This window comes from Pseudomonas sp. NBRC 111132 (assembly GCF_001320565.1).
Classification (GTDB): Bacteria; Pseudomonadota; Gammaproteobacteria; order Pseudomonadales; family Pseudomonadaceae; genus Aquipseudomonas; species Aquipseudomonas putida_P.
Genome location: NZ_BCBI01000025.1, coordinates 1 through 21,112 on the forward strand (window position 1 = coordinate 1; position 21,112 = coordinate 21,112).

19 protein-coding genes are annotated in these 21,112 nt (G+C 61.2%); 16 read left to right on the forward strand and 3 right to left on the reverse strand.

Annotation, left to right across the window (positions count from 1 at the left end; genetic code table 11):
- The 9 genes from APH35_RS13865 to APH35_RS13900 all read left to right on the forward strand — a co-directional run.
- A partial coding sequence (locus APH35_RS13865) for a CoA transferase subunit A (protein WP_156341219.1) occupies positions 1-680 on the forward strand: 680 nt, incomplete at its 5' end.
- 34 nt (positions 681-714) lie between these two features.
- On the forward strand, positions 715-1,371 hold the full coding sequence (locus APH35_RS13870; RefSeq protein ID WP_012272371.1) for a CoA transferase subunit B: 657 nt from the start codon (positions 715-717) through the stop codon (positions 1,369-1,371).
- Positions 1,372-1,523: 152 nt separating this feature from the next.
- A complete protein-coding gene (locus APH35_RS13875; protein ID WP_012272370.1) occupies positions 1,524-2,942 on the forward strand; it encodes a short-chain fatty acid transporter in 1,419 nt (472 codons plus the stop codon).
- Between the two features lie 79 nt (positions 2,943-3,021).
- Positions 3,022-3,564: a helix-turn-helix domain-containing protein gene (locus APH35_RS13880; protein WP_012272369.1), complete on the forward strand. Its 543-nt coding sequence runs from the start codon at positions 3,022-3,024 to the stop codon at positions 3,562-3,564.
- Positions 3,565-3,815: 251 nt separating this feature from the next.
- Positions 3,816-3,992 carry an EPS-associated small membrane protein EppA gene (eppA, locus tag APH35_RS29035; protein ID WP_012272368.1) on the forward strand — a complete coding sequence of 59 codons (177 nt, stop codon included), beginning with the start codon at positions 3,816-3,818 and terminating at the stop codon, positions 3,990-3,992.
- 261 nt (positions 3,993-4,253) lie between these two features.
- Positions 4,254-4,811 (forward strand): polysaccharide biosynthesis/export family protein, encoded by a 558-nt coding sequence (locus APH35_RS13885; protein ID WP_012272367.1) that lies wholly within the window; start codon positions 4,254-4,256, stop codon positions 4,809-4,811.
- Positions 4,812-4,836: 25 nt separating this feature from the next.
- Entirely contained in the window at positions 4,837-5,952 is a 1,116-nt protein-coding gene (locus APH35_RS13890) for a hypothetical protein (protein WP_012272366.1), read from the forward strand.
- Between the two features lie 19 nt (positions 5,953-5,971).
- Positions 5,972-7,534: a GumC family protein gene (locus APH35_RS13895; protein ID WP_012272365.1), complete on the forward strand. Its 1,563-nt coding sequence runs from the start codon at positions 5,972-5,974 to the stop codon at positions 7,532-7,534.
- Between the two features lie 11 nt (positions 7,535-7,545).
- A complete protein-coding gene (locus APH35_RS13900; RefSeq protein WP_012272364.1) occupies positions 7,546-8,352 on the forward strand; it encodes a CpsD/CapB family tyrosine-protein kinase in 807 nt (268 codons plus the stop codon).
- 132 nt (positions 8,353-8,484) lie between these two features.
- On the opposite strand, the gene galE is transcribed toward APH35_RS13900, so the two are convergent.
- From galE to APH35_RS13915, 3 genes are all read right to left on the reverse strand, one after another.
- A complete protein-coding gene (gene galE, locus APH35_RS13905) occupies positions 8,485-9,459 on the reverse strand; it encodes a UDP-glucose 4-epimerase GalE (RefSeq protein ID WP_012272363.1) in 975 nt (324 codons plus the stop codon).
- Between the two features lie 105 nt (positions 9,460-9,564).
- The gene (locus APH35_RS13910; protein WP_060514982.1) at positions 9,565-12,165 is read right to left on the reverse strand and encodes a cellulase family glycosylhydrolase; all 2,601 of its coding nucleotides are present in this window, start codon (positions 12,163-12,165) and stop codon (positions 9,565-9,567) included.
- A gap of 4 nt (positions 12,166-12,169) precedes the next feature.
- On the reverse strand, positions 12,170-13,696 hold the full coding sequence (locus APH35_RS13915; RefSeq protein ID WP_060514983.1) for an O-antigen ligase family protein: 1,527 nt from the start codon (positions 13,694-13,696) through the stop codon (positions 12,170-12,172).
- 95 nt (positions 13,697-13,791) lie between these two features.
- On the opposite strand from APH35_RS13915, the gene APH35_RS13920 reads away from it, so the two are divergent.
- The 7 genes from APH35_RS13920 to APH35_RS13955 all read left to right on the forward strand — a co-directional run bounded on the left by APH35_RS13920 (position 13,792) and on the right by APH35_RS13955 (position 21,072).
- Positions 13,792-15,168 carry an oligosaccharide flippase family protein gene (locus APH35_RS13920; protein WP_012272360.1) on the forward strand — a complete coding sequence of 459 codons (1,377 nt, stop codon included), beginning with the start codon at positions 13,792-13,794 and terminating at the stop codon, positions 15,166-15,168.
- A gap of 236 nt (positions 15,169-15,404) precedes the next feature.
- Positions 15,405-16,871 carry a GMC oxidoreductase gene (locus tag APH35_RS13930; protein ID WP_060494286.1) on the forward strand — a complete coding sequence of 489 codons (1,467 nt, stop codon included), beginning with the start codon at positions 15,405-15,407 and terminating at the stop codon, positions 16,869-16,871.
- 104 nt (positions 16,872-16,975) lie between these two features.
- Positions 16,976-17,593 carry an acyltransferase gene (locus APH35_RS13935; protein ID WP_012272358.1) on the forward strand — a complete coding sequence of 206 codons (618 nt, stop codon included), beginning with the start codon at positions 16,976-16,978 and terminating at the stop codon, positions 17,591-17,593.
- Positions 17,586-18,542, forward strand: coding sequence for a glycosyltransferase family 2 protein (locus tag APH35_RS13940; protein ID WP_012272357.1), 957 nt, complete (start codon positions 17,586-17,588; stop codon positions 18,540-18,542). Before APH35_RS13935 ends, APH35_RS13940 begins: the two co-directional genes overlap by 8 nt.
- Before the next feature lie 8 nt (positions 18,543-18,550).
- On the forward strand, positions 18,551-19,075 hold the full coding sequence (locus APH35_RS13945) for a serine O-acetyltransferase (protein WP_012272356.1): 525 nt from the start codon (positions 18,551-18,553) through the stop codon (positions 19,073-19,075).
- A gap of 5 nt (positions 19,076-19,080) precedes the next feature.
- On the forward strand, positions 19,081-20,058 hold the full coding sequence (locus tag APH35_RS13950) for a glycosyltransferase family 2 protein (RefSeq protein WP_060514984.1): 978 nt from the start codon (positions 19,081-19,083) through the stop codon (positions 20,056-20,058).
- A 9-nt stretch (positions 20,059-20,067) separates the two neighbouring features.
- Positions 20,068-21,072 carry a VirK/YbjX family protein gene (locus APH35_RS13955; RefSeq protein ID WP_060514985.1) on the forward strand — a complete coding sequence of 335 codons (1,005 nt, stop codon included), beginning with the start codon at positions 20,068-20,070 and terminating at the stop codon, positions 21,070-21,072.
- The last annotated feature ends 40 nt before the right edge of the window (positions 21,073-21,112 follow it).

Here is a 21,112-nt window from a genome sequence, read left to right on the forward strand (position 1 = left end):
GCGTTGCAACCTATGAACAGGCCCTCGAAGGCCTGACCGACAACATGACGGTACTGGCCGGTGGCTTTGGCCTGTGCGGCATCCCGGAAAACCTTATCAGCGAAATCAAGCGGCGTGGCGTCAAGGGCCTGACGGTGGTCTCCAACAACTGCGGCGTCGACGGCTTCGGCCTGGGTGTGCTGCTGGAAGACCGGCAGATCCGCAAGATGATCGCCTCCTACGTGGGCGAAAACGCCGAGTTCGAGCGCCAGCTGCTCAGCGGCGAACTGGAAGTGGAACTGACCCCGCAGGGCACCCTCGCCGAAAAAATGCGCGCAGGAGGGGCCGGCATCCCGGCGTTCTACACTGCCACCGGCTACGGCACACCGGTAGCCGACGGCAAGGAAGTGCGCGAGTTCAAGGGCCGCAAGTACATCCTCGAAGAATCCATCACCGGTGACTTCGCCATCGTCAAGGGCTGGAAGGCCGACCACTACGGTAACGTGGTGTACCGCAACACCGCGCAAAACTTCAACCCGCTGGCGGCCACCGCCGGCAAGATCACCGTGGTCGAAGTGGAAGAAATCGTCGAGCCAGGCGTGCTGCTGCCCAGCGAAATCCACACCCCGGGCATCTACGTGGACCGTGTCATCGTCGGCACCTTCGAAAAGCGTATCGAAAAGCGCACCGTCAAGGCCTGAGCGCCATCACCAGAACAACAAAGAGATCCTGACCATGGCACTGACCCGCGAACAGATGGCACAACGCGTCGCCCGTGAACTGAAGGACGGCTACTACGTCAACCTGGGCATCGGCATTCCGACCCTGGTGGCCAACTATGTACCGGCCGATATGGATGTGATGCTGCAGTCGGAAAACGGCCTGCTCGGCATGGGCGAATTCCCGACCGAAAGCACTATCGATGCCGACATGATCAATGCCGGCAAGCAAACCGTCACCGCCCGCCGCGGTGCCTCGATCTTCGATTCGGCACAATCGTTCGCCATGATCCGTGGTGGCCACGTCGACCTGACCGTGCTGGGTGCTTTCGAGGTGGACGTGCAGGGCAACATCGCCTCGTGGATGATCCCGGGCAAGCTGGTCAAGGGCATGGGTGGCGCCATGGACCTGGTGGCTGGCGCCGACAACATCATCGTCACCATGACCCACGCCTCCAAGGATGGCGAGTCCAAGCTATTGCCCCAGTGCAGCTTGCCGCTGACCGGTGCCGGTTGCATCCGCAAGGTGCTTACCGACCTGGCCTACCTGGAAATCGAAGACGGCGCGTTCATCCTGCGCGAGACTGCGCCGGGGGTGAGCGTCGAGGAAATCATCGAGAAAACCGCCGGCAAGCTGATCGTGCCGGATGATGTGAAGGAAATGACCTTCTAAGGCATTACACGATCCTACCCTGTGGGAGCGGGCGTGCCCGCGAATGCTGCGGTGAATTTACCGATGCATTCGCGGGCATGGCTGTTCCCACAGGGTTTTGTGTTTTCTGGCAACACGTGTCACCTCATAAAACCAATAAAAGGAATTCAACTGTGGCCGCTGAAATTCAAGACAGCCGTTCCGCGCGCTTTGCCTTGCGCTGCTCCAACTGGGCCGAACGCTGGTTCCCCGATTCCTGGGTGTTCGCCGCCTTGGCGGTGCTGCTGGTGTGCATTGGCGCACTGGCCATGGGGGCCAAGCCGACCGACACCGCCAAAGCGTTTGGCGACGGTTTCTGGAGCTTGATCCCGTTCACCATGCAGATGGCCTTCGTGGTCATTGGTGGCTATGTGGTTGCCAGTTCGCCGCCCGCCGCGCGGCTGATCGATCGCCTGGCGCGCATCCCCGGCAACGGTCGCTCGGCCGTGTGCTGGGTAGCGCTGATATCGATGCTGGCCTCCTTGCTCAACTGGGGCCTGTCGCTGGTGTTCGGTGGTTTGCTGGTACGCGCCCTGGCGCGGCGCACCGACCTGAAAATGGACTACCGCGCCGCCGGTGCGGCTGCCTACCTGGGCTTGGGCGCGGTGTGGGCGCTGGGCCTGTCATCGTCGGCGGCGCAGCTACAAGCCAACCCGGCCAGCCTGCCACCCTCGATCCTGTCGATTACTGGGGTGATCCCGTTCACCGAAACCATTTTCCTCTGGCAGTCCGGCGTGATGTTGGCGGCGCTGGTGGTGGTCTCGCTGGTGATCGCCTACGCCACCGCCCCGGGCCCGAACAGTGCACGCAGCGCTGAAGACTGTGGTGTCGACCCCACCTTCACGGCGCCGCCCGCACCGCAACGTACCCGCCCAGGTGAGTGGCTGGAGCACAGCCCCATCCTGATTCTGCTGCTGGTGGCCCTGGCCGCTGGCTGGCTGTACCAGGAGTTCGCCACCAAGCCGGCGATTACCGCTATCTCCGGGCTGAACACCTACAACCTGTTGTTCATCATGCTCGGTGCCTTGCTGCACTGGCGCCCGCGCAGTTTCCTTGACGCGGTGGCGCGTGCCGTGCCGACCACCACGGGGGTGCTGATCCAGTTCCCGCTGTACGGTTCGATCGCCGCCATCCTCACCCAGGTGAAGGGTGTCGACGAACAGACCCTGGCCCACCATATTTCGTTGTTCTTCACCCAGATTGCCACCCATGACACCTATGCCGTGCTGATGGGGGTGTATTCGGCGGTGCTGGGCTTCTTCATCCCCTCGGGCGGCGGCAAGTGGATCATCGAGGCCCCCTACGTGATGCTGGTGGCGAATGACCTGCAGTACCACCTGGGCTGGGCGGTGCAGATCTACAACGCTGCCGAAGCTTTGCCGAACCTGATCAACCCGTTCTACATGCTGCCGCTGCTGGGCGTACTGGGGCTCAAGGCGCGCGACCTGATCGGCTTCTCGTTCGTGCAGTTGCTGGTGCATGTGCCGTTGGTGCTGGTGTTGCTGTGGGCACTGGGTACGACGTTGCAGTACGTACCGCCAGTGATGCCTTGATTGAAGGCCATCCCTGCAGGCTTGGCGTCAGCTTTCAGACGCGTATCATGGCTGCCTCAGCCTGGGAAACACGCGTTACATGTCTATTCGATTGAAACTGCTGCGTAAGAAACTGGGGATGACCCTGGAAATGCTCGCCGAAAAGACCGGCATGACCAAAAGCTACCTGTCCAAGGTCGAGCGCGGCCTCAACACGCCCTCGATCGCGGCGGCGCTGAAACTGGCACGGGCGCTGAACGTCAATGTCGAAGAGCTGTTCGCCGAAGAACAGGCTGGGCAGAGCCGCTACAGCCTGGTGCGCCATGGCCAGCGCCAGGCGTTGGTAGGCGATGGGCAAGGGCCGGGATACGCGGCCCTCACCAGCCAGGTCGGCCAACGCAGCCTGCTGCCGTTCCTGATCCAGCCACCCTCCGAATTCAGTGACCCCACGTTCAAGGAACACCAGGGCGAGGAGTTCCTGTTCGTGCATGCTGGCCAGGTGGAAGTGGACTTCATGAACGAACGGGTGCTGCTGGAACAGGGCGATGCCCTTCATTTCAACGCCCAGACGCCGCACCGGCTACGCTCGGTAGGTGTCACGCCGGCGCAGTTGCTGGTCGTGGTTCACCACGCAGACGAGTGAAACCTCTGGGGGCAGGGCATGCCCCCTATGCGTTCTCAGCCGTGAAACGCAGCCTCCGCCCTGATAGCGCGCCCTTGCATAAATTGCATGTCGATATTTTGACGAAAGCCCCCATCGCCCATTGAATTTTATTATGGTGTCGGATCATTGACGTAATGTCATTGTGCCCATAAGCTCAAGTCAACAAAGAAACAACTCCCGCCACACCGCGCTAATAACTATTTGATTTTTCCTGTTTTCTGGAGGGGTGTATGCGCACGACTCTGATTATCAAATCGATGTTTTTGCTGGTAATGCTGAGTGGCGCTGCGCGCGCGGCAGATTCGTATATAAATCAGAACAGTATCATTCCTGTTTCAACTGCCGGCTGGTTCTTTGCCTTTGCCGTCATCGGCTTTGTAGCCGTTGCCAACCGCAGAAAGATCTGAACCGCATGCCTGGCATGTGAAGGGATGCATGCCGCAAGCGCAAGACCTGGCTTGTGAATTCTTCAACCGTTGCTATATTCCCAGTAGCCTGTATAGGCCCATGTCTGCAGGGTGTTGCAGCCCACGTCTACAGCGTCAAGGCAAGGGCCTCCAGGAAGGTCGAGGCCATCGCGGCAGCGGTACGTCGCGAAGCGGAGCGAGAGTTGGTGTGTTGTTCTCATTCAGTGCTCTTTGTCGGGCCATTTGGCCGGAGGGACCCTCATGGTGCGTTCAATGTTTGCCGCGTTCTGCCTGCTGACGGTGTGGTCTGGCGCCGGTAACGCCGACCAGAGCAGTGCTGCCTATCTGCTCAGCCCCGGCGATGTGGTGATGGTTTCGGTGTGGCAGGAAGACAGCCTGCGTCAAGAAGCCACCGTTCTTCCCGATGGCAGTATCACCTTCCCCCTGGCCGGGCGCATCAATGTCGCCGGCCTGGATGTGACGGCAGTCGAAAAACAGGTGGCTGCCAAACTCGAAAAGTTCCTTCCCGACCCTAACGTCAGCGTTGTCGTCAAGAGCATCGCCGGCAACATGGTCTACGTCCAAGGCAAAGTGATCAAGCCTGGGCCGGTGCAAATGGCAGGCCCTACGGCGGTGCTTCAAGCTTTGAGCATGTCGGGTGGCCTGGACAAGTTTGCTGACGAAAGCGAAATCAAGGTGGTCCGTGGCGCAGGCGCTTCCCAAAAGATCCTGCCCGTGCGATATAAGGACCTGGTGTCTGGGCGGGACATGTCCACCAACATCCAACTTCAGGCTGGCGATACGCTGGTCGTTCCTTGATCTTGCCTTTTAATAAGAACATTTAATGCCTCTTCTTAGAACAACTAGCATTGCAACGGCAATCTTGGCCTTGCCGTTTACGGACGCGGTCCTGGCGGCAAATTGGCAGTCTACGGTGGCGGTACCGACATCCGTCGAGTACGACAGCAACCCTTTGTTGCTGACCTCGGGGGAGAAGGGCATAACGCGCACGATCATTGCGCCTGATTACACCCTGATCGGTACGTTCGACCGTGACGAATTGAGGTTGGGGCTGGGCATGCATGTGTTGCGCTCGTCCGACACGGATATAGTCGATGACCGTGAAGATCCCGATATCAGCCTGGGCTGGCAGCGCACCACCGAGCGTGGGCGGTTCGGCCTGGTGGCGCGCTACAACGAAAGCTCGACGCTGTCGGGGACAGTGCTGGACACCGGGGTGATCACCACCGACGGTACGCAAAAGCTCTACACCCTGACGGGCAACTGGAGCCAGGCGGTAACTGAACGCAGCACCTTGAGCAACGAAACCACTTACAACCGTGCCCGTTATGACATCAGTACGCTGACGGGCTACGAGGAGCTGGCGAACGTATTTACCTGGACTTACGCCTGGAGCGAGCGGGCCGATGTGTACACCCGCTTTGGCGCACGACGCTATGAGCCTGAGCAGGACCTTACCGCGACCGCCTCCAACAGCTACACCCCTGCAGTCGGCGTCAAGTACCAGCTTGCCGAAGGTTTGAGCGCCGATGCCCACATTGGCGTCAACCAGGTGTCTGGTGACGACGGCGGCCGGCGTGGGGAGGGTGGGGTTGCGTTGCTGTACACCGGCCCGCGTGCCGATGCCAGCTTTACCGCCGAACGCAGCACGGTGGCCAGCGCCGAAGGCGGTTTCGCCGAGCTGGACCAGGTGCGTGGTGTATGGAGCTACGCGGTGGCCGAACTGACTCGGGTGGGCGCCGACGCGGCCTGGCAAGACAGCAAAGGGCAGTCGCCCAACACGCTGCAGACTTACAGCGTATGGGCCAGCCGCCAGTTTTCGCCTTACTGGGACCTGCGCCTGTCACTGATGTACAAGGAACGGCAACAGGACCATGTACCGGATGCGACCGCAACGATCGTTGGTTTGACGTTGACGTACAGGTACCCCGACATCTGAACCGCAGGCAGGTGGCCCCATGAAGTCTGACTACGAGCTCTCCCTCAGAGATTACATCGCCATTATCAAGGACAGAGCCCTGGTGCTAGGGGTGAGTGCCGCAGTCATTCTTGTCGCGACCGTCGCCGTCGCCTTGATGGTGCCGCCGATCTACCAATCGACCGGCACCATTCTGGTGGAGTCGCAGCAGATTTCGCCCGAGCTGGTGTCGACCAACAACACCAGCTTTGCCGATGAGCGCATCGAGGTGATCCGCCAGCGGGTGATGACCCGTGAAAACCTGCTGCGCATCATCGGCAAGTACGACCTGTTCGCCGACAAACGCCTCAGTGAAAGCGACAAGATCGACCAGATGCGCAACGCCATCGTGGTCGAAACCCTCACCACCTTTGTCCGTGGCCGTGGTGAAGCGACCGTGGCGTTCAATGTGTCGTTCGAGCACAAGCAAGCGCAAGTGGCCAAGGAAGTCGCCGACGAGTTGGTGACGCTGTTCCTCAACGAAAACCTCAAGCAGCGCACCGAGCGGGCCAACGAAACCACCGAGTTTCTTACCCAGGAAGCCAACAAACTGGGCGCCGAACTGGCCAGCCTGGAAAACCAGCTGGCCGATTTCAAGCAGGCTCATGCCAATGCGTTGCCCGAGCACCAGACCCTGCGCATGAACATGCTGTCGCGTTCGGAGCTGGAGTTCCGCGAAGTCGACCGTGACTACAAGGCTGCCCAGGAAGAGCTGCGCTACCTGGAGCTGGAACTGTCCGCGGCCAATGCCGGCCTGGCGACCAAAACGACTGAGGGCACCAGGCCAGCCTCTGCCGACCAACCCCAGGACCTGCCAAGCCTGAAGGCCGAGTATGCCCGGCTGCTGACCCGCTACAAGGACGCCCACCCGGATGTGGTGGCGATCAAACGCAAGATCCAGGCGCTCGAAGCCAGTGGCGATCGTACGGCGGCAGCGTCCACGGTCAGCCTCGACGTGGCCCGTGTGCGCGCCAAGATGAGCGCTGCCCAGGAGCGGATTGCCTCACTGTCCGAGCAGAAGCGTGAGCTGACCAAGAAGATGGAAGGCTACGAAGCCGAGATCCTCGAAGCACCGCAGGTCGAGCGCGGGTTGGTGACCTTGATGCGTGACCACGACAACGCACGTAAAAAGTATGAAGAAATCCGCGCCAAGGAAATGGGCGCGAAGATTACCGAAAGCCTCGAGCAGGAAAACAAGGCCGAACGCTTCGTGCTACTGGAGCCCCCTCTGCTGCCTGAGAAGCCGATCAAGCCAAACCGCAAGAAAATCGCGGCGCTTGGCCTGGTGCTGGCACCTGCTGGCGGCGGTGCGCTGGTGATGCTGATGGAAATGCTCAATCAGCGCGTGCGCGGTGTTGGCGCCCTGGAAAACCTGCTGGGTAAACGGGTTTTGGTTGCGGTGCCCTATATCGATACCAGGGCCGACGTGGCCAGGCGCAAGCGCTGGCGCAACCGGCTGATCCTGGCGGCACTGGCGTTGGCGGCTATCATGGTAGTGTTGGTGCACATGTTCTACATGCCACTGGATGTGCTGTTGTTCAAAGTCATGTCTCGGTTTGTATAGGGAAAGCAGTGATGGACAGGACCAAGCCGGCTGTTGGCAATAATCTTCATCAGGTTACCCCAGGCACACCCCAGGCACTGTCTCCCGCCCCCGGTACGGCGCTGGCAGAAGTGCCGGGGCAGTTCGACTACGTGAATACCAAGGTGGTGCCCCTGCGTGCGGACCACCTGGAGCGCCACCGCATCGTGGCGTACAACAAGAACTCCAACATGAACGGGCCGATCGACCTGCTGCGCACGCAGGTGCTCAGGGCCATGGAGGAAAACGGCTGGCGCACGCTGGCGATCACCTCGCCAACGCCTGAAGCGGGCAAGACGGTGCTGGCGATCAACCTGGCCATGAGTATTGCCCACCACACCACCAAGACGGCGTTGCTGGTGGACTTCGACCTGCGCCGGCCCAAGGTTGGCAGCACCCTGGGCCTGCCCATGGAGCAGGCGCTGAACGAGTTCCTGACGGACAAGGCCGAGTTGCAGGAATGCCTGGTCAACCCGACCTTGCCGCGCTTTGTGGTGCTGCCAACGCGGGTGCCAGTCCCGCTGTCCACCGAGATGCTGTCGTCGCCCAAGGTGAACAACCTGATCAGCGATTTGCGCAACCGCTACGAGTCGCGTATTTGCATTTTCGATTTGCCACCGCTGCTCAGCTCGGACGATGCGATCACCGTGATACCCAAGTTCGATTGTGTGTTGCTGGTGGTGGCCAACGGGATGAACAACAAAAAGGAAATCGAGGATTGCCTGCATCACCTGGCCACGGTGAACCTGATTGGGACGGTGTTGAACAAGGCGGACGAGCAACCGCGGACCTATTACTGATTGTCGGGCTGCTTTGCAGCCCATCGCGACACAAGGCCGCTCCCACAGGTGCAGCGCAAAAATCGACCATTTGCGCTGCACCTGTGGGAGCGGCCTTGTGTCGCGATGGGGCGCAAAGCGCCCCCAAGATCCTCAGCCCTGCTGCACGGTCCAGGGATACTGCAACTCCCACTGCCAGGCATGCCGCACAATTTGCTCCAGCGAGGCAAACTCTGGCCGCCAGCCCAGTACCTGTATCGCCTTGCTCGCATCAGCCACCAGCCGTGGCGGGTCGCCAGCGCGGCGCGGCGCATCGAGGGCATTGATCTGCCGCCCGGTCACCGTCCGCGCCGTATCGATCACCTGCTGCACCGAAAAGCCCAAGCCGTTGCCCAGGTTGAACGCGGTACGCTCGCCACCTGCCAGCAAATAGTCCACTGCCAACGCATGGGCCGCCGCCAGGTCTGCAACATGCACGTAGTCACGTATGCAGGTGCCATCCGGCGTATCGTAGTCGCGGCCAAACACGGTCACCGCCTCCCGCCGGCCAGATGCCGCCTGCAGGATCAATGGAATCAGGTGGGTTTCCGGGTCGTGACGTTCCCCCAGCTGCCCTTCGGGGTCAGCGCCTGCGGCATTGAAATAGCGCAGGCAAACCGACTTCAAGCCATAGGCACGGTCGAAGTCCTCAAGAATCTGCTCGACCATCCATTTACTCAGCCCATAAGGGTTGATCGGCCCCTTGGTGTGCGCTTCATCGATCGGCACGTACTGTGGGTTGCCATAAACGGCGGCACTCGAAGAAAACACCAGGTGCTTGATGCCGGCATTCACCATGGCCTGCAGCAGGGCAAGGGTGGCTGCGACGTTGTTCTGGTAGTACTTGCCGGGCGCGCTGACCGACTCGCCCACTTGAATGAACGAGGCAAAATGGAACACCGCATCGAAGCGACAGACGCCAAACAGCACATCCAGTGCGGCCTCGTCGGCGATGTCGAGCTTGGCCCACTGGATGCCCGGGCCAGGCCAGACCAGGTCTGCCACCACCACTTCGTGGCCCACAGCAAGCAGGTGCTTGACCATGTGCGAGCCAATGTAACCCGCGCCACCCACCACCAGAAATTTCATCCCTACCTCCTGGAAACTGCTGTTGACAGACGCAGCGAACCCTCCCTGAAACGTGCAGGTGGGATGATCAGCGACAGGTGACCTGAGCGTAGATGGCCATATGCTCTATTTCAAGAACAGCCAGTTGGACATGTAGTGACCGTCGAAGGTAAGGGTGTATTGCCCATCCTTGTACGCCGCCGGCAGTGGCTTCAGTTGTGCCTGCGCATCGCGGGCGAACAGTTTCAGGCCAGCGGGCGCTTTGAGGGTCAGGCTGCCTTCAAGGGGTTCGACATTGAAGGGTGTCTTGTCATCGGCCTTGGGCATGGCACGGGTGCCCAGAGAAAGCAGCAGCTCACGCGACTGGCCCAAGGGTTTACCGTCCAGGCTCTGCACCACGACGCTGGCATAAGGTGTTTTCGAATTAACCTCAATGGCCCCCAGGCTGATCGAGCGGCCGCCCAGCCAGCCGGTGGCGGCCTGGGTCAACGGCGTGTCGATGGTGTAGAGGCCTTGTTGCCAGTTGCGTTTGAGCTCGCCAGTGTCGGTTACCGACTCGGTGGCATCGGCGGGCAGCAGCGATTGCCCTGGGTCCTGCAGTACCTGTGCGCCTGCTGGGATAGCCGCAGGCTTCAGCCAAGGCAGTTCCGGTGTTTGTGGCAGCGCGATCTGCAACTGGCCCTTTTCCATGGCCGTGCGCAACAGCACTGAATTGCGTGGAGTGATTTCCTGATCGTAGAGGGTGGCAGGTGTTGGTGCGAACACGTAGCGAGTGGTGGCTGGCTTGACGTCCGCACGGCGGTAGAGCAGGGCGGCGGCGGGTAGCGTGGCGATCATCGCCGGGTCGTTGTAGGCGTGCCAGTTGTCCGCGGTGCGCCAGCCGGGGTTGAACCCCTGTTGGCTGTAGGCGTATTGCATCATCGCGTCCCAGCCCTGGTGGCTGGCGGTACCGGCCACGTATAGCGGCAGTGAGTGACGGTCGGGCAGCGGGAAGGGTTCAGCGTTCCACTCGGTGACAGTAAGTGGTTTGCCGACCACTTGGGCGGCGCCTATCCAGTCGATCATGCCGTCGCTGGTCAGTGGGTTCTTCTCCAGCTGGCCATTGGCACCGTAGCTATGGGCATCGATGACATCCCCTGCGGTAAGCGCCGGCAACGCGCTCAAACCGTTGCCGCCCCAGGTGCTGGTGGTCGCGATCGGTACTTTTACACCGAGGCCGCGCAAGTGGGCGATCATGTCGGCATTGAAGCGCTGCTCCAGGTCATTGAGAAACAGCTTGGACGGGCCATGCTCCCAGGCACGCCAGGTGAGGTCGGCGGGCAGGTCATGTTGCCTGGCGAAGGCCTTGGCGGCCGACATGTAGCGTTCGCTGTGGCGTGGTACATCCTTGTCTGGCAACAGGGCGTTGCCGTAGTGCTGGGTGAGGTCGTTCTCGTTGGTGATCAGCACGGCGGCGATGGCCGGGTCGTCCTTGTACGCCAGCCCAGTGTACTCGTTCACATGGGTCATGTACTGCTCGGCAAAGCGCTTCATCGCTTTCTGGATACTGTCGTTCACGTAGGCGTAACCCTTCAGGTCAACGCGACCTTCCTTCTCGGGCAACTCCTTGAAGTCTTCAATGTTGTCGTTGGCGGTAAATGCACGCTGCACATGCATGTCCAACCAGATGTAGATGCCTTCGTCCTTGAGCGCTTTGATCCACAGGTCTAGTTTGCGTAACGATTCGGCGCTGAGCTGCTGGGTATCGCGCACCAGGGTGCCGTCGCCGAACACGTTGGGGCTGACCCAGGGCGAGTCGTGGTGATGCAGGCGCACCAGGTTGAAACCCAGGGCCGACAGGCGCTTGGCCTGTTGGCGGATTTCTTCGTCCGGGCTTTTGAACAGCGAGTAGGCAGACAAGTTGGTGCCCCAGAAGCGCACCGGGGTGTTGTCGGCGAACATCAACTGGTCACCGACCGCCTTGACGAAGCCGCGCTTGCCGGCGGGCTTTTCTGCGGCGTTGAGGAATGCCAGGTCCACCGGTGAGGTGCGCCAATCCAGTTGGTCATCGGGCCAGCTGGCAGGGTCGGCCAGCCCGAAGCGCTCGTTGGGGGTGGGGCCCAGGTCGATGTCGCCGGTCACGTTGAGCACGGCCTTGAGCTGTTGGCGGCCGGCGGCGATCGGGTCCTTGTAGAGGAATGCACGCAGCTCGGACGGGTTGCCGCGCTCGAAGTAGACCTTGGCCAGTGGCGGGTCGAAGCGCATCTCGATGCGCCGGCCCCGGTCGGCCTTGCCCCACGTCCAGCCGCGGTTGTCGGGCAGCAGCTGCGGGGCGCCCATGTCGCCGGCGATTTGCGCCGGGTCGAATTGGAACACCATGCCGCCTCCCATTACACCGCGCTGCTGGCTGTGGGCGTCGAGGTCGAAGGCCCAGCTCAGGGTTTGCGCCTGTTCCTTGCGGATATCTGCCTGCAGGTCGAAGTCCAGTTCCTTGTTCTTGCCCTTCAGCGTGTAGTGGTAGGGGCCATTGACCTTGAAGTCGGTATAAAAGCCAGTCCAGCTCCAGTTGGCGGCCCAGAAATCGAACTTGGCCTTCATCACCGGGCCGCCACCGCGTGTCACGGTAGGCAGGCCATTCTGCTCATCGACACTGACCTGCCAGTCTGAGCCCCAGCCGGCCAACGGTAACAGGGCCAGGCCGGCAAGGGCCGAAAGGCGCACGAAATGACGCAAGGTAAGCACGTTCATGAAATTACCTGGGTAGTAGGCCGGGTTCGGTCAGTTCCATGGCCTGGCTGTTGTGCAGCCGACGCACCATCTGGATGTAGGCCACGCCCAGCCCGGCGACTGACCAGTACACCACCGGGATGAAGGTGATGCTGCTGACGGTGAAGATGATCACCAGAATGCCGATCAGCGTCGCCAGCAACACCCGGCCGAGCTGTCTTCGCTCGTCATCCTTGTCGGGGAAGCTGAGCATGGCTCTGCGGATGCCCCTCAGCACCACGGCAAAGAACGCCACGAACAGGCCGAGCCCGACCAGCCCGACCCTCAGTGCCAGGTTGATGTAGGTGTTGACGATGTCGATGATGCCTTCGCCCTGGATCATCGACTGCATTTCCGGGGTGTTGCGGAAGTCGAACGAGCCGAACAGCGGGTTGCGCTGGATGACGATCCAGGAGTTGTCCATCAGTCGCTCGCGGTAGGTGATGTTCTCTTTTTCGATGTTGCCGATGTACGGCAGCAGGTCCAGCACCTTGTCACCGCCAGGCACGACGGTCAGCAGCGGCAACGCCAGCATGCCGGCCGCGCCTAGCAGCGCCAGACGCTTGACGGCGCCTTTGCCCAAGGCAATGAACACCACCACGATGACCACTACGCCGATCCACGGGCCACGCGATAACGGCGCGAACAGCCCGGCGGCCAGTAGCAGGGCGCCCATGGCCCTGTGCAGCGGGCGCTGCACATAACCCTGGACGAACAAGAACAACCCAATCGCCACGCTCATCACATAACCCAGGGCAATCGCCTGGCCGGTGGTGACGCTGGCCCGCAGCGCGCCGCCGCGGCTCAGGTAACCGGACATGCTCCATGGTACGCCCATGGCGTCGACCAGGGCGCTGTACAGCAGCCAGTGGCGCACATATTCAGCCACGGCAATCAGCGCCATGACGAAGGCGGTGAGCACGAAGGCCAGCAAGGTGTCCTTGAAGTCGCTGATCTGGCGCAGGCCACGGCTGGCCACGTAGTACGGCAGGAACACATCGACATACAGGTACAGCGCCTGGCGCAGGGTGTCGGTGGGCGTGGTTTCGCGCAAATACAGCACGCTCATCAGCACCAGGCCGGCCGCCAGCAGCTTGTCGGCCCAGGTGCGGCCAAAGCGCAGCGTGTCAGGTTGGCGGCGTAGTTGCAGCGCGGCCGGCAATAGCACACACAGGGTCAGCAGGCGGATGTGGTTGAGGTCGACCAGGTAATTGACCACGCCAAACCCCGGCACCTGCACCGACGCTGGCGGGATCAGGAACAGCAGCATGTAGAACAGCGCCATGGGGTTGTGCTCGCGGCGCCCGGCAAGCAGCAAAATGACCGCGCCCGCCCCCAGGTACAGCCAGAAGCTGTGAGAGGCAAAGGCCAGCACGGTCAGCAGGAACCACAGATTGCGCCGGCGCTTGTAGTCGCCAAGCGGAATCAGGTCGGTGGCAGGCCGCCGCGCCAGCAGGAAGACCACGCTCGCCAAAAACAGGATGACGATCAACGCACGAAAATGTTCAGGCATCGGCTATGTACACCTTTCCTTCGGTGGGCAACGGCTAGCATCGTGGCTAATTGAAACTATAGTGACTTTTAGCCAATCAGTCAGAGAATGAAGTCATGCCGTCGATTGATGCGTCAGCCACTGCGAGCCTGCGCAAGCGGGCCCTGAACGCCGGGTCGTGGAACCTGGTCTCGCAGGTGGCTTCTCAGGTGATGCGCCTGGGCGGCAATCTGATCATGGCCCGCTTGCTGCTGCCGGAAATGTTCGGGGTGATGGTCATTGCCACCACCGTTTCGGTACTTCTGCATCTGCTTTCCGATGTCGGCCTGCGGCAGAACATCATCCAGAGTCACCGCGGTGACGACCCGGATTTTCTCAACACCGCCTGGACCGTGCAGATCATTCGCGGTTTCCTGCTGTTCGCCCTGACCCTGCTGCTGGCACTGGGCGCCTGGTTGGCTCAACTGGCCGAGCTGTGGCCAGCGGACTCTACCTATGCCGCCCCGGTGCTGCCGATGGTGCTGGCGATAACCGGGCTGTCGGCGGCCATCTGGGGGTTCCAGTCCACCAAGATAGATGTGGCTGTACGAACTTTCCAACAAAAGCGCGTGGTGCTGGTCGACCTGGCCTCGCAGGTAGCCGGCCTGGTGGTGATGCTGGTGCTGGGCTTGCTGACCCACTCGATCTGGGCACTGGTGGTCTCGGGCCTGGTGTCGGCGGTGGCCTGGACCGTGCTGGGCCATACCGCCCTGGAGGGGCCGAACAACCACCTGCGCTGGGACCGCACGGCGCTGACCGAACTGATCGTGTTTGGCCGCTGGATCTTGTTGTCGTCGATGGTCGGCGTGTTGGCCATGTACGGTGACCGCATCTGGTTTGGCGCCAGCATGTCGGCGGCGCAACTGGGGGTGTATTCGATTGCGGTGCTGATCCTTGGCGCGGTGCAGACAGCGCTGATGAAAATAGTGGGCGCCGTGGCGCTGCCGGCGTTCAGTGAAGCGGCCCGGGCTGACGACAAGGAACGCCTGAAAGCGCTGTATCACCGCTTCCGCCTGCTGGTCGACCTGCTGGTGCTGTTTATTTGCGGTGGTTTTCTGACCGCCAGCCCGCTACTGATCGGCTGGATGTACGATGATCGCTACCGTGAAGCTGGCCCGATGCTGGCAATTCTTTCGCTGTCGTTCATCGTTATGCGCTATACATTGGCTCATCAGGTGTGGATTGCCTTGGGCCTGACCAAGTATCAGGCCATGGACAACATCATTCGCCTGGTTTCGCTGTGGGGGCTGCTACCGCTGTTGCTGGCGATTGGTGGTGTGGAGTGGGCGATCTGGGGGGTTGCCCTGCATGCCGTGCCAACGCTGGTGCTGGTTGTGTATGTGAACTGCAAACTGGATATGTTCAGCCTCAAACGTGAGCTGGTGGTGCTGCCGATGTTGCTGGTCGGGGCGCTCTGCGGGGCGTTGCTGACGGCCTTTTTCGACTGGCTGTAAAGCGGCGCGCTGGGTGTAACTTTCATGGGTACAGGTCACGGGATCATGGGGAAGCTCACTTTTTGTACTGCGCAATTGGGCCGTAGAGGCTTTCTCCAGAGTTGTGTCTTGCTCGGTGTGGGTGGCGCGGTGTTTGGCGCCTCGGCGGCCGTTGCTGGCAAACCGCTCGAAAAGCCTGGGTTCGTGGTCATCAACGGTTGGGTATTGCCGTCCCGTTATTTCCGGAACGAGCCAGCATGATCAAGGACTATCAGCAGCAGAAGGCGCTGCGCGACAACTACGATTTCTGCATCATCGGTGCCGGGCCGGCGGGCATTACCCTGGGCTTACGCCTGGCCGCCGCTGGCTGGAACGTGATGCTCGCCGAAGGCGGTGGGCGCGAATATGCGCCGCATTCGCAAAGCCTGTACGCCTGCGCATCCACGGGCCTGGAGCTGTATCCCGAGGAAACTCGCCTGCGCTATCTGGGAGGCACGTCCAACCACTGGGCAGGGCGCTGTCGGCCGTTCACCCCTTCGGACTTTACCATCGCCCCTCCGGGTGATTTACCGGGTTGGCCTATTCCTTATTCGGAGATCGAAGGTTACCTGCCGGCAGCCATGGATATCGTCGACCTGCCTGCCGGCTCGGATTTTCGCGCCATGAACACCGGCCTGGCGGGTGGTGACTTCGAGGCAGATCGGTTTCTGCTCAGCACGCCGACACGCTTTGCGCAAAAGTACGCCACGGCACTGGAGCAGACCAAAGGCCTGGACGTGTTCATCAACTGCAACTGCGTGGACCTTGAGTTCGACAAAGCTTCCGGCCACCTGGCGGCGGTGGTGTTGTCCGACTATGAACGCAATCGTCAGCGCCTGGTGGCCAGAAACTTCATTCTGGCCACGGGGGCCATCGAGAATGCCCGGCAGTTGCTTAACAGCGAGACGCTGGTGGCGGCCGGTGTGGTGAACAAGGAAGGGCTGGCCGGCGGGTGTTTCATGGAACACCTGAACATCGACCTGGGCACCTTCATCCTCAAGTCCGGGCAGGACCCGGAGCCCCGCCAGTACTACACCACCGATGCCTTCGTCGACGAGTACAAGGCCGGTAAAGGCAATGTCACCGCCGCTTTGCTGGCGGATGTGCAAACCTATGGCCGTACTGCCGAGGTCAAGCACTTTCTGGAGAACCTGGCCTGCGACATGGGGGTTGCCAGCAAGGTCGCCTTCGTCGCCAAGTTCAGCTGCCCTGGTGACGGCGTGATCAGCACCATGATCGAGCAGTTCCCCAACCTGCACAGCCGCATCTCGCTGCTGGAGGAAAAGGACGCACTGGGCGTAGCCAAGGTCAATGTCAACTGGGCGCTCAGCGCCGATGACCGGCATACCATCAAGTGCATTGGCAGCGAACTGGCCAAGCAGTTCGCCGACATGGACCTGGGCTTCGTCAAGCTGAACGACTTCGTTTATGACACCTCGATTCCGCTGAAAATGGCGCCCCATGCCCACCACATGGGCACCACGCGCATGGCCGCTTCGCCGCAGTTCGGTGTTGTCGATGCCAATTGCAAAGTGTTCGGCACCGAAAACCTGTATGTCGCCGGCAGCAGCATCTTCGCCAAGGGCGGCGCTTCCAACCCGACCATGCCGCTGTTGCAATTTGCCGTGCGGCTGGCCGACCACCTCGATAGCAAGATGAGAGCGGCCAGCGGCGCCGCTGCGTGATGCAGGTTGTACATGGGTTGAGTGCGCTGCGGTCAGCACCTAGAAGAACGAGACCGGAACGCCTCAGGACACTCCAGATTGTTCGAATCGCGAGGCCAGGCAGTATGAAGGGATGGATACGCAAGGCAGTGGCGCACTATGCCCATGCAACGGGGCGAGGGGGCAGGTTCTACAGGAGGTTCTGCAACCCTTCCGGGCTTGAGTGGGGCGCCTACCTCGCCAAGTGGGGTAATTTTCACTCGGTCGGCAGCAACTTCTTCGTCAACACAGGCTGCAAGTTTCTTGACCCTTCGCTGGTACGCATCGGTAACAGCGTGGGGTTGTCCGACTGCACGTTGATCGGTCATGACGGGGTGGTATTGCTGATCGAGCACCGCTTCGGCAAGCACCTCGATTCGGTTGGCTTCATCGATATCAAGGACAACTGCTTCATCGGCCATGGTGCGATCGTGATGCCCCGCGTGACCATCGGGCCAGAGTCCATCGTAGCCGCAGGGGCGGTGGTGACCAAGGATGTGCCGCCAGGCACCGTCTATGGTGGTAACCCGGCCGTGTTTATCTGCACGACCGAGCAGTTGATTCAACGGGTCGAGGCACGTTGCGAATCCTACCCGTGGATCGACCTGGTGAAGCAGCGCAAGGGAGCCTACGACCCGGAAGTTGAACCGTTGTTGATGGCGCAGAGGCGCCAGTATTTCTTCGGGGACAGCAAGAATGGGTAGCAAACCCGTGGACGTCATGGTGGTCAACTTCAATACTGCCGGGCTGCTGCAGCCGATGTTCGATGCGCTGCGCCGGGCCGATAGTGAACGGCTGGCCAGTTACCTGGTGGTGGACAATGCCTCGCGCGATGACTCGGTGCAGCGCATGGCCCAGGTGTGCCCCGAGGCACTGCTGCTGAGCAACAAGCAAAACGTGGGTTTTGGCCGGGCCAACAACCAGCTGCTGGCGCACCTCAAGGGCAAGTACGCCTTGCTGCTCAATACCGATGCCTTCGTTGCCGCCGACTCCCTGCAAAAAACCCTCGACTACATGGATGCTCACCCGGAATGCGGCGTGTTGGGGGTGCGTCTGGAGGGGCGCGATGGTGATTTGCAGCCCAGTTGCCGTTACTTCCCCACGCCGCTCAATGTGTTTGTCGGGCGTACCGGGCTGGGCCGCTTCTTCCCTGGCTTGAAGATGGTCGACGAAATGAACTGGGACCATGCCTCGGTGCGCGAGTGTGACTGGCTGCCTGGCTGCTTCTACCTGGTACGCCGCGAAGTGCTCGACACGGTGGGTTTGTTCGACCCACGCTACTTCCTTTATTACGAAGAGGTGGACCACTGCAAACGGGTGAAGGAGGCTGGCTGGAAGGTGGTGTTCTACCCGCATACCACGGTGGTGCACATCGGTGGCGAAAGCTCCAAGTCGGTGGCGGAACTGGAAGCGGCCAGCCGGCAGATCTCGTCCTACCAGATCGAAAGCGAGTTGCTGTACTTTCGCAAGCATCACGGGGTAGCGGGGCTTGCCCTGCACATGCTGTTGGTCACCCTGGGCGACCTGGTGCTGGCACTCAAGGCGCTGTTGAAGCGACGCGGCTGGGGCGCGATACAGGCCTGCTGGCGTCATTGCCGGGCAACCTGGTCACTGTTGTACAAGACCCGGTACGCCAGCCAACCGACAAGGTAGGTGGAGCCATGTTCGAGAATATTCGGGCCGACCTGCGGGCCCATGGCGGGGATTGGGGCGCCCAGGGTTTCTGGGTATTGCTGGTGTACCGCTTTGGCCGCTGGCGCTATACCGTGCGCCCGGCACTGCTGCGCAAACTGTGCTCATTGATCTACAAAGTACTGTTCAAATTCGTCCAGATCATCACCGGTATCGAACTGCCTTGCGAAGTGGTGATCGGGCGCAACTTCGTCATCGACCATTTTGGCGGCATTGTCGTCAGTGGCTATGCCCGCTTTGGCGACGACTGCCGCATCCGCAACGGCGTGGTGGTGGGCCTGAAGAATGTCGAGGAGCCGATTGCCCCGATATTTGGCAACAACGTCGATATTGGCACCGGTGCCAAAGTGCTCGGCAGCATTCGCATTGGCAACAACGTGATCATCGGCGCCAATGCTGTCGTGCTGGTGGATGTGCCTGACAATTCTTTGGCGGTGGGGGTACCGGCCATCATCAAGGCTCGGCAACCGGCTGCTGCAGCGCCAGTCGAGTGAGGCCCATGGCGACTGTGATCGGTGTGGTAGTGATCGGCCGCAATGAAGGCCAGCGCCTGGAGCGCTGCCTGCGTTCGTTGGCCCAGGGGGCGGACAAGGTCATGTATGTCGACTCGGGTTCCACCGACGGTTCGCTGCAGTTGGCCGCCAACCTGGGGGTGGAGGTGCTGGCGCTGGACATGAGTACCCCGTTCACTGCGGCACGTGCTCGCAACGAAGGCTTCGCCGCCTTGCAGCAGCTGTTGCCACAGATGCAACTGGTGCAGTTCGTCGATGGCGACTGCGAGGTGGATGCCAGTTGGTTGGCCACCGCGCAGGCATTTCTTGAGCAGCACCCTGCAGTGGCGGTGGTGTGTGGTCGCCGGCGTGAGCGCTTCCCTCAGCGCTCGGTGTACAACCTGCTGTGTGACCTTGAATGGGACACCCCTGTCGGTGAGGCCAAGGCCTGTGGCGGCGATGCGCTGATGCGCGCAGATGCCTTTGCTGCGGTTGAGGGCTTTCGCCCTGACCTGATCGCGGGAGAAGAGCCAGAGCTGTGCGTGCGTTTGCGGGCCTACGGTTGGAAAGTCTGGCGCCTGGCCGCCGAAATGACCCTGCACGACGCCGGCATGACCCGCTTCAGCCAATGGTGGCGGCGTAGCCTGCGCGCTGGGCATGCCTATGCCGAGGGTGCCTACTTGCATGGCCAGCCACCCGAACGGCACTGGCTGCGCGAGTCGCGCCGGGCCTGGATATGGGGGCTGGGCATACCCGTGTTGATCGTACTGGCCTGCCTGGTGTCAGGCGGCTGGGGCCTGCTGTTGCTGTTGATCTACCCACTGCAGGCGCTGCGCCTGGCCCGCCGTGGTGGCAAGTCGGCGCGCGAGAACTGGCTGCAGGCGGTGTTTCTGGTGTTGGGCAAGTTCCCGGAAATGCTCGGCCAGCTGAAGTTCCTGCGCCACCGCCTGGCGGCTGGTAAATCGGCTTTGATCGAGTACAAGTGAGAGAAACCCATGATGCTCGGCACCCTCGTGAAAAGCGTGTTCACCTTGCAACCGGGTTACTCGTTGCGGGCGTTGCACAACAAGTACAAGTTGACGCGGCAGATCGCCAGGCAGTGGCCTGAGCTGAACGGGTTCATGCGGCGCATGACCTCGGCGCTGGGCCCGGATGGTTTGCATCGGCTGGGTGTGGATTGCATTGGTGTCGTGCAATGGCCTTACATCAGCCAATGTTGGGAGGCCCCACAGCGTTTGGATGTGGTGGCTACGCACTTCGAACTGGTGACTGGGCAGTTTCCGGCGTTGTTACTGCTGGGGCGCGACGAAAGCCTGCGGCTGTGTGACCTGTCCAGCCATTCGCCGGGCTGCAGCCTGGTGCTGGACCGGCCGATCTGGTTCAAGCGCGAAGGCGAGCTGGTGTTGAACCTGTTCCAAGGCGACCTGCGCGTGGCATCCCTGGCCTTTACCCTGGGCCATGGCCAAGGTGAACCAAGCCTGTTCATCGGTGCGGTGCAGGGCATCCATAAAGGCATCGACAGTGAAACTTCGCTGGCCATCTACCGCGACCTGACCAAGGACTTCGAAGGGCTGCGCCCACGCAGCCTGCTGCTCGAAGCATTGAAATGCCTGGCCAGGAGCTTGGGTGTGACGCGGCTGTATGCCGTCAACGATACCTGTCGGCACCATCGACACCCGTATTTTGGCAACGACAAGGGCCAGGACCTTGCAGCCAACTATGACGTGATCTGGCAGGAGCACGGCGCCACCGCGTCTGACCGTGAGGACTTTTTCACCCTGCCGCAGGCCCCGGCGCAACGGGCGCAAGCCGACATCCCGGCGAAGAAAAGGGCGATGTACCGCCGCCGCGAGGCGTTGCTCGACGATGTTTTTACCCGCTTGCAGGCAGCATTGCCAAGCAGCAATCACAACCTTGGACTACAAGGAAAACAGGGGGATGCATTTGCTGTGAGTGCATCGGCAGTGGACAGACCTCCCGTGGTCGACAGCCTGAAGTGAAGGTTGCCAGGGAAGGTACGTCATCAAGCGGGTTTGGATC

What these genes read in the sequence shown, in the direction of transcription:
- APH35_RS13885 (WP_012272367.1), top strand. Translation starts at nt 4,254, where the DNA reads ATGGTGCGTTCAATGTTTGCCGCGTTCTGCCTGCTGACGGTGTGGTCT.
- APH35_RS13900 (WP_012272364.1), top strand. Translation starts at nt 7,546, where the DNA reads ATGGACAGGACCAAGCCGGCTGTTGGCAATAATCTTCATCAGGTTACC.
- APH35_RS13950 (WP_060514984.1), top strand. Translation starts at nt 19,081, where the DNA reads ATGGCGACTGTGATCGGTGTGGTAGTGATCGGCCGCAATGAAGGCCAG.
- APH35_RS13945 (WP_012272356.1), top strand. Translation starts at nt 18,551, where the DNA reads ATGTTCGAGAATATTCGGGCCGACCTGCGGGCCCATGGCGGGGATTGG.
- APH35_RS13915 (WP_060514983.1), bottom strand. Translation starts at nt 13,696, where the DNA reads ATGCCTGAACATTTTCGTGCGTTGATCGTCATCCTGTTTTTGGCGAGC.
- APH35_RS13890 (WP_012272366.1), top strand. Translation starts at nt 4,837, where the DNA reads ATGCCTCTTCTTAGAACAACTAGCATTGCAACGGCAATCTTGGCCTTG.
- APH35_RS13930 (WP_060494286.1), top strand. Translation starts at nt 15,405, where the DNA reads ATGATCAAGGACTATCAGCAGCAGAAGGCGCTGCGCGACAACTACGAT.
- APH35_RS13920 (WP_012272360.1), top strand. Translation starts at nt 13,792, where the DNA reads ATGCCGTCGATTGATGCGTCAGCCACTGCGAGCCTGCGCAAGCGGGCC.
- eppA (WP_012272368.1), top strand. Translation starts at nt 3,816, where the DNA reads ATGCGCACGACTCTGATTATCAAATCGATGTTTTTGCTGGTAATGCTG.
- APH35_RS13955 (WP_060514985.1), top strand. Translation starts at nt 20,068, where the DNA reads ATGATGCTCGGCACCCTCGTGAAAAGCGTGTTCACCTTGCAACCGGGT.
- APH35_RS13880 (WP_012272369.1), top strand. Translation starts at nt 3,022, where the DNA reads ATGTCTATTCGATTGAAACTGCTGCGTAAGAAACTGGGGATGACCCTG.
- APH35_RS13895 (WP_012272365.1), top strand. Translation starts at nt 5,972, where the DNA reads ATGAAGTCTGACTACGAGCTCTCCCTCAGAGATTACATCGCCATTATC.
- APH35_RS13935 (WP_012272358.1), top strand. Translation starts at nt 16,976, where the DNA reads ATGAAGGGATGGATACGCAAGGCAGTGGCGCACTATGCCCATGCAACG.
- APH35_RS13870 (WP_012272371.1), top strand. Translation starts at nt 715, where the DNA reads ATGGCACTGACCCGCGAACAGATGGCACAACGCGTCGCCCGTGAACTG.
- APH35_RS13910 (WP_060514982.1), bottom strand. Translation starts at nt 12,165, where the DNA reads ATGAACGTGCTTACCTTGCGTCATTTCGTGCGCCTTTCGGCCCTTGCC.
- galE (WP_012272363.1), bottom strand. Translation starts at nt 9,459, where the DNA reads ATGAAATTTCTGGTGGTGGGTGGCGCGGGTTACATTGGCTCGCACATG.
- APH35_RS13940 (WP_012272357.1), top strand. Translation starts at nt 17,586, where the DNA reads ATGGGTAGCAAACCCGTGGACGTCATGGTGGTCAACTTCAATACTGCC.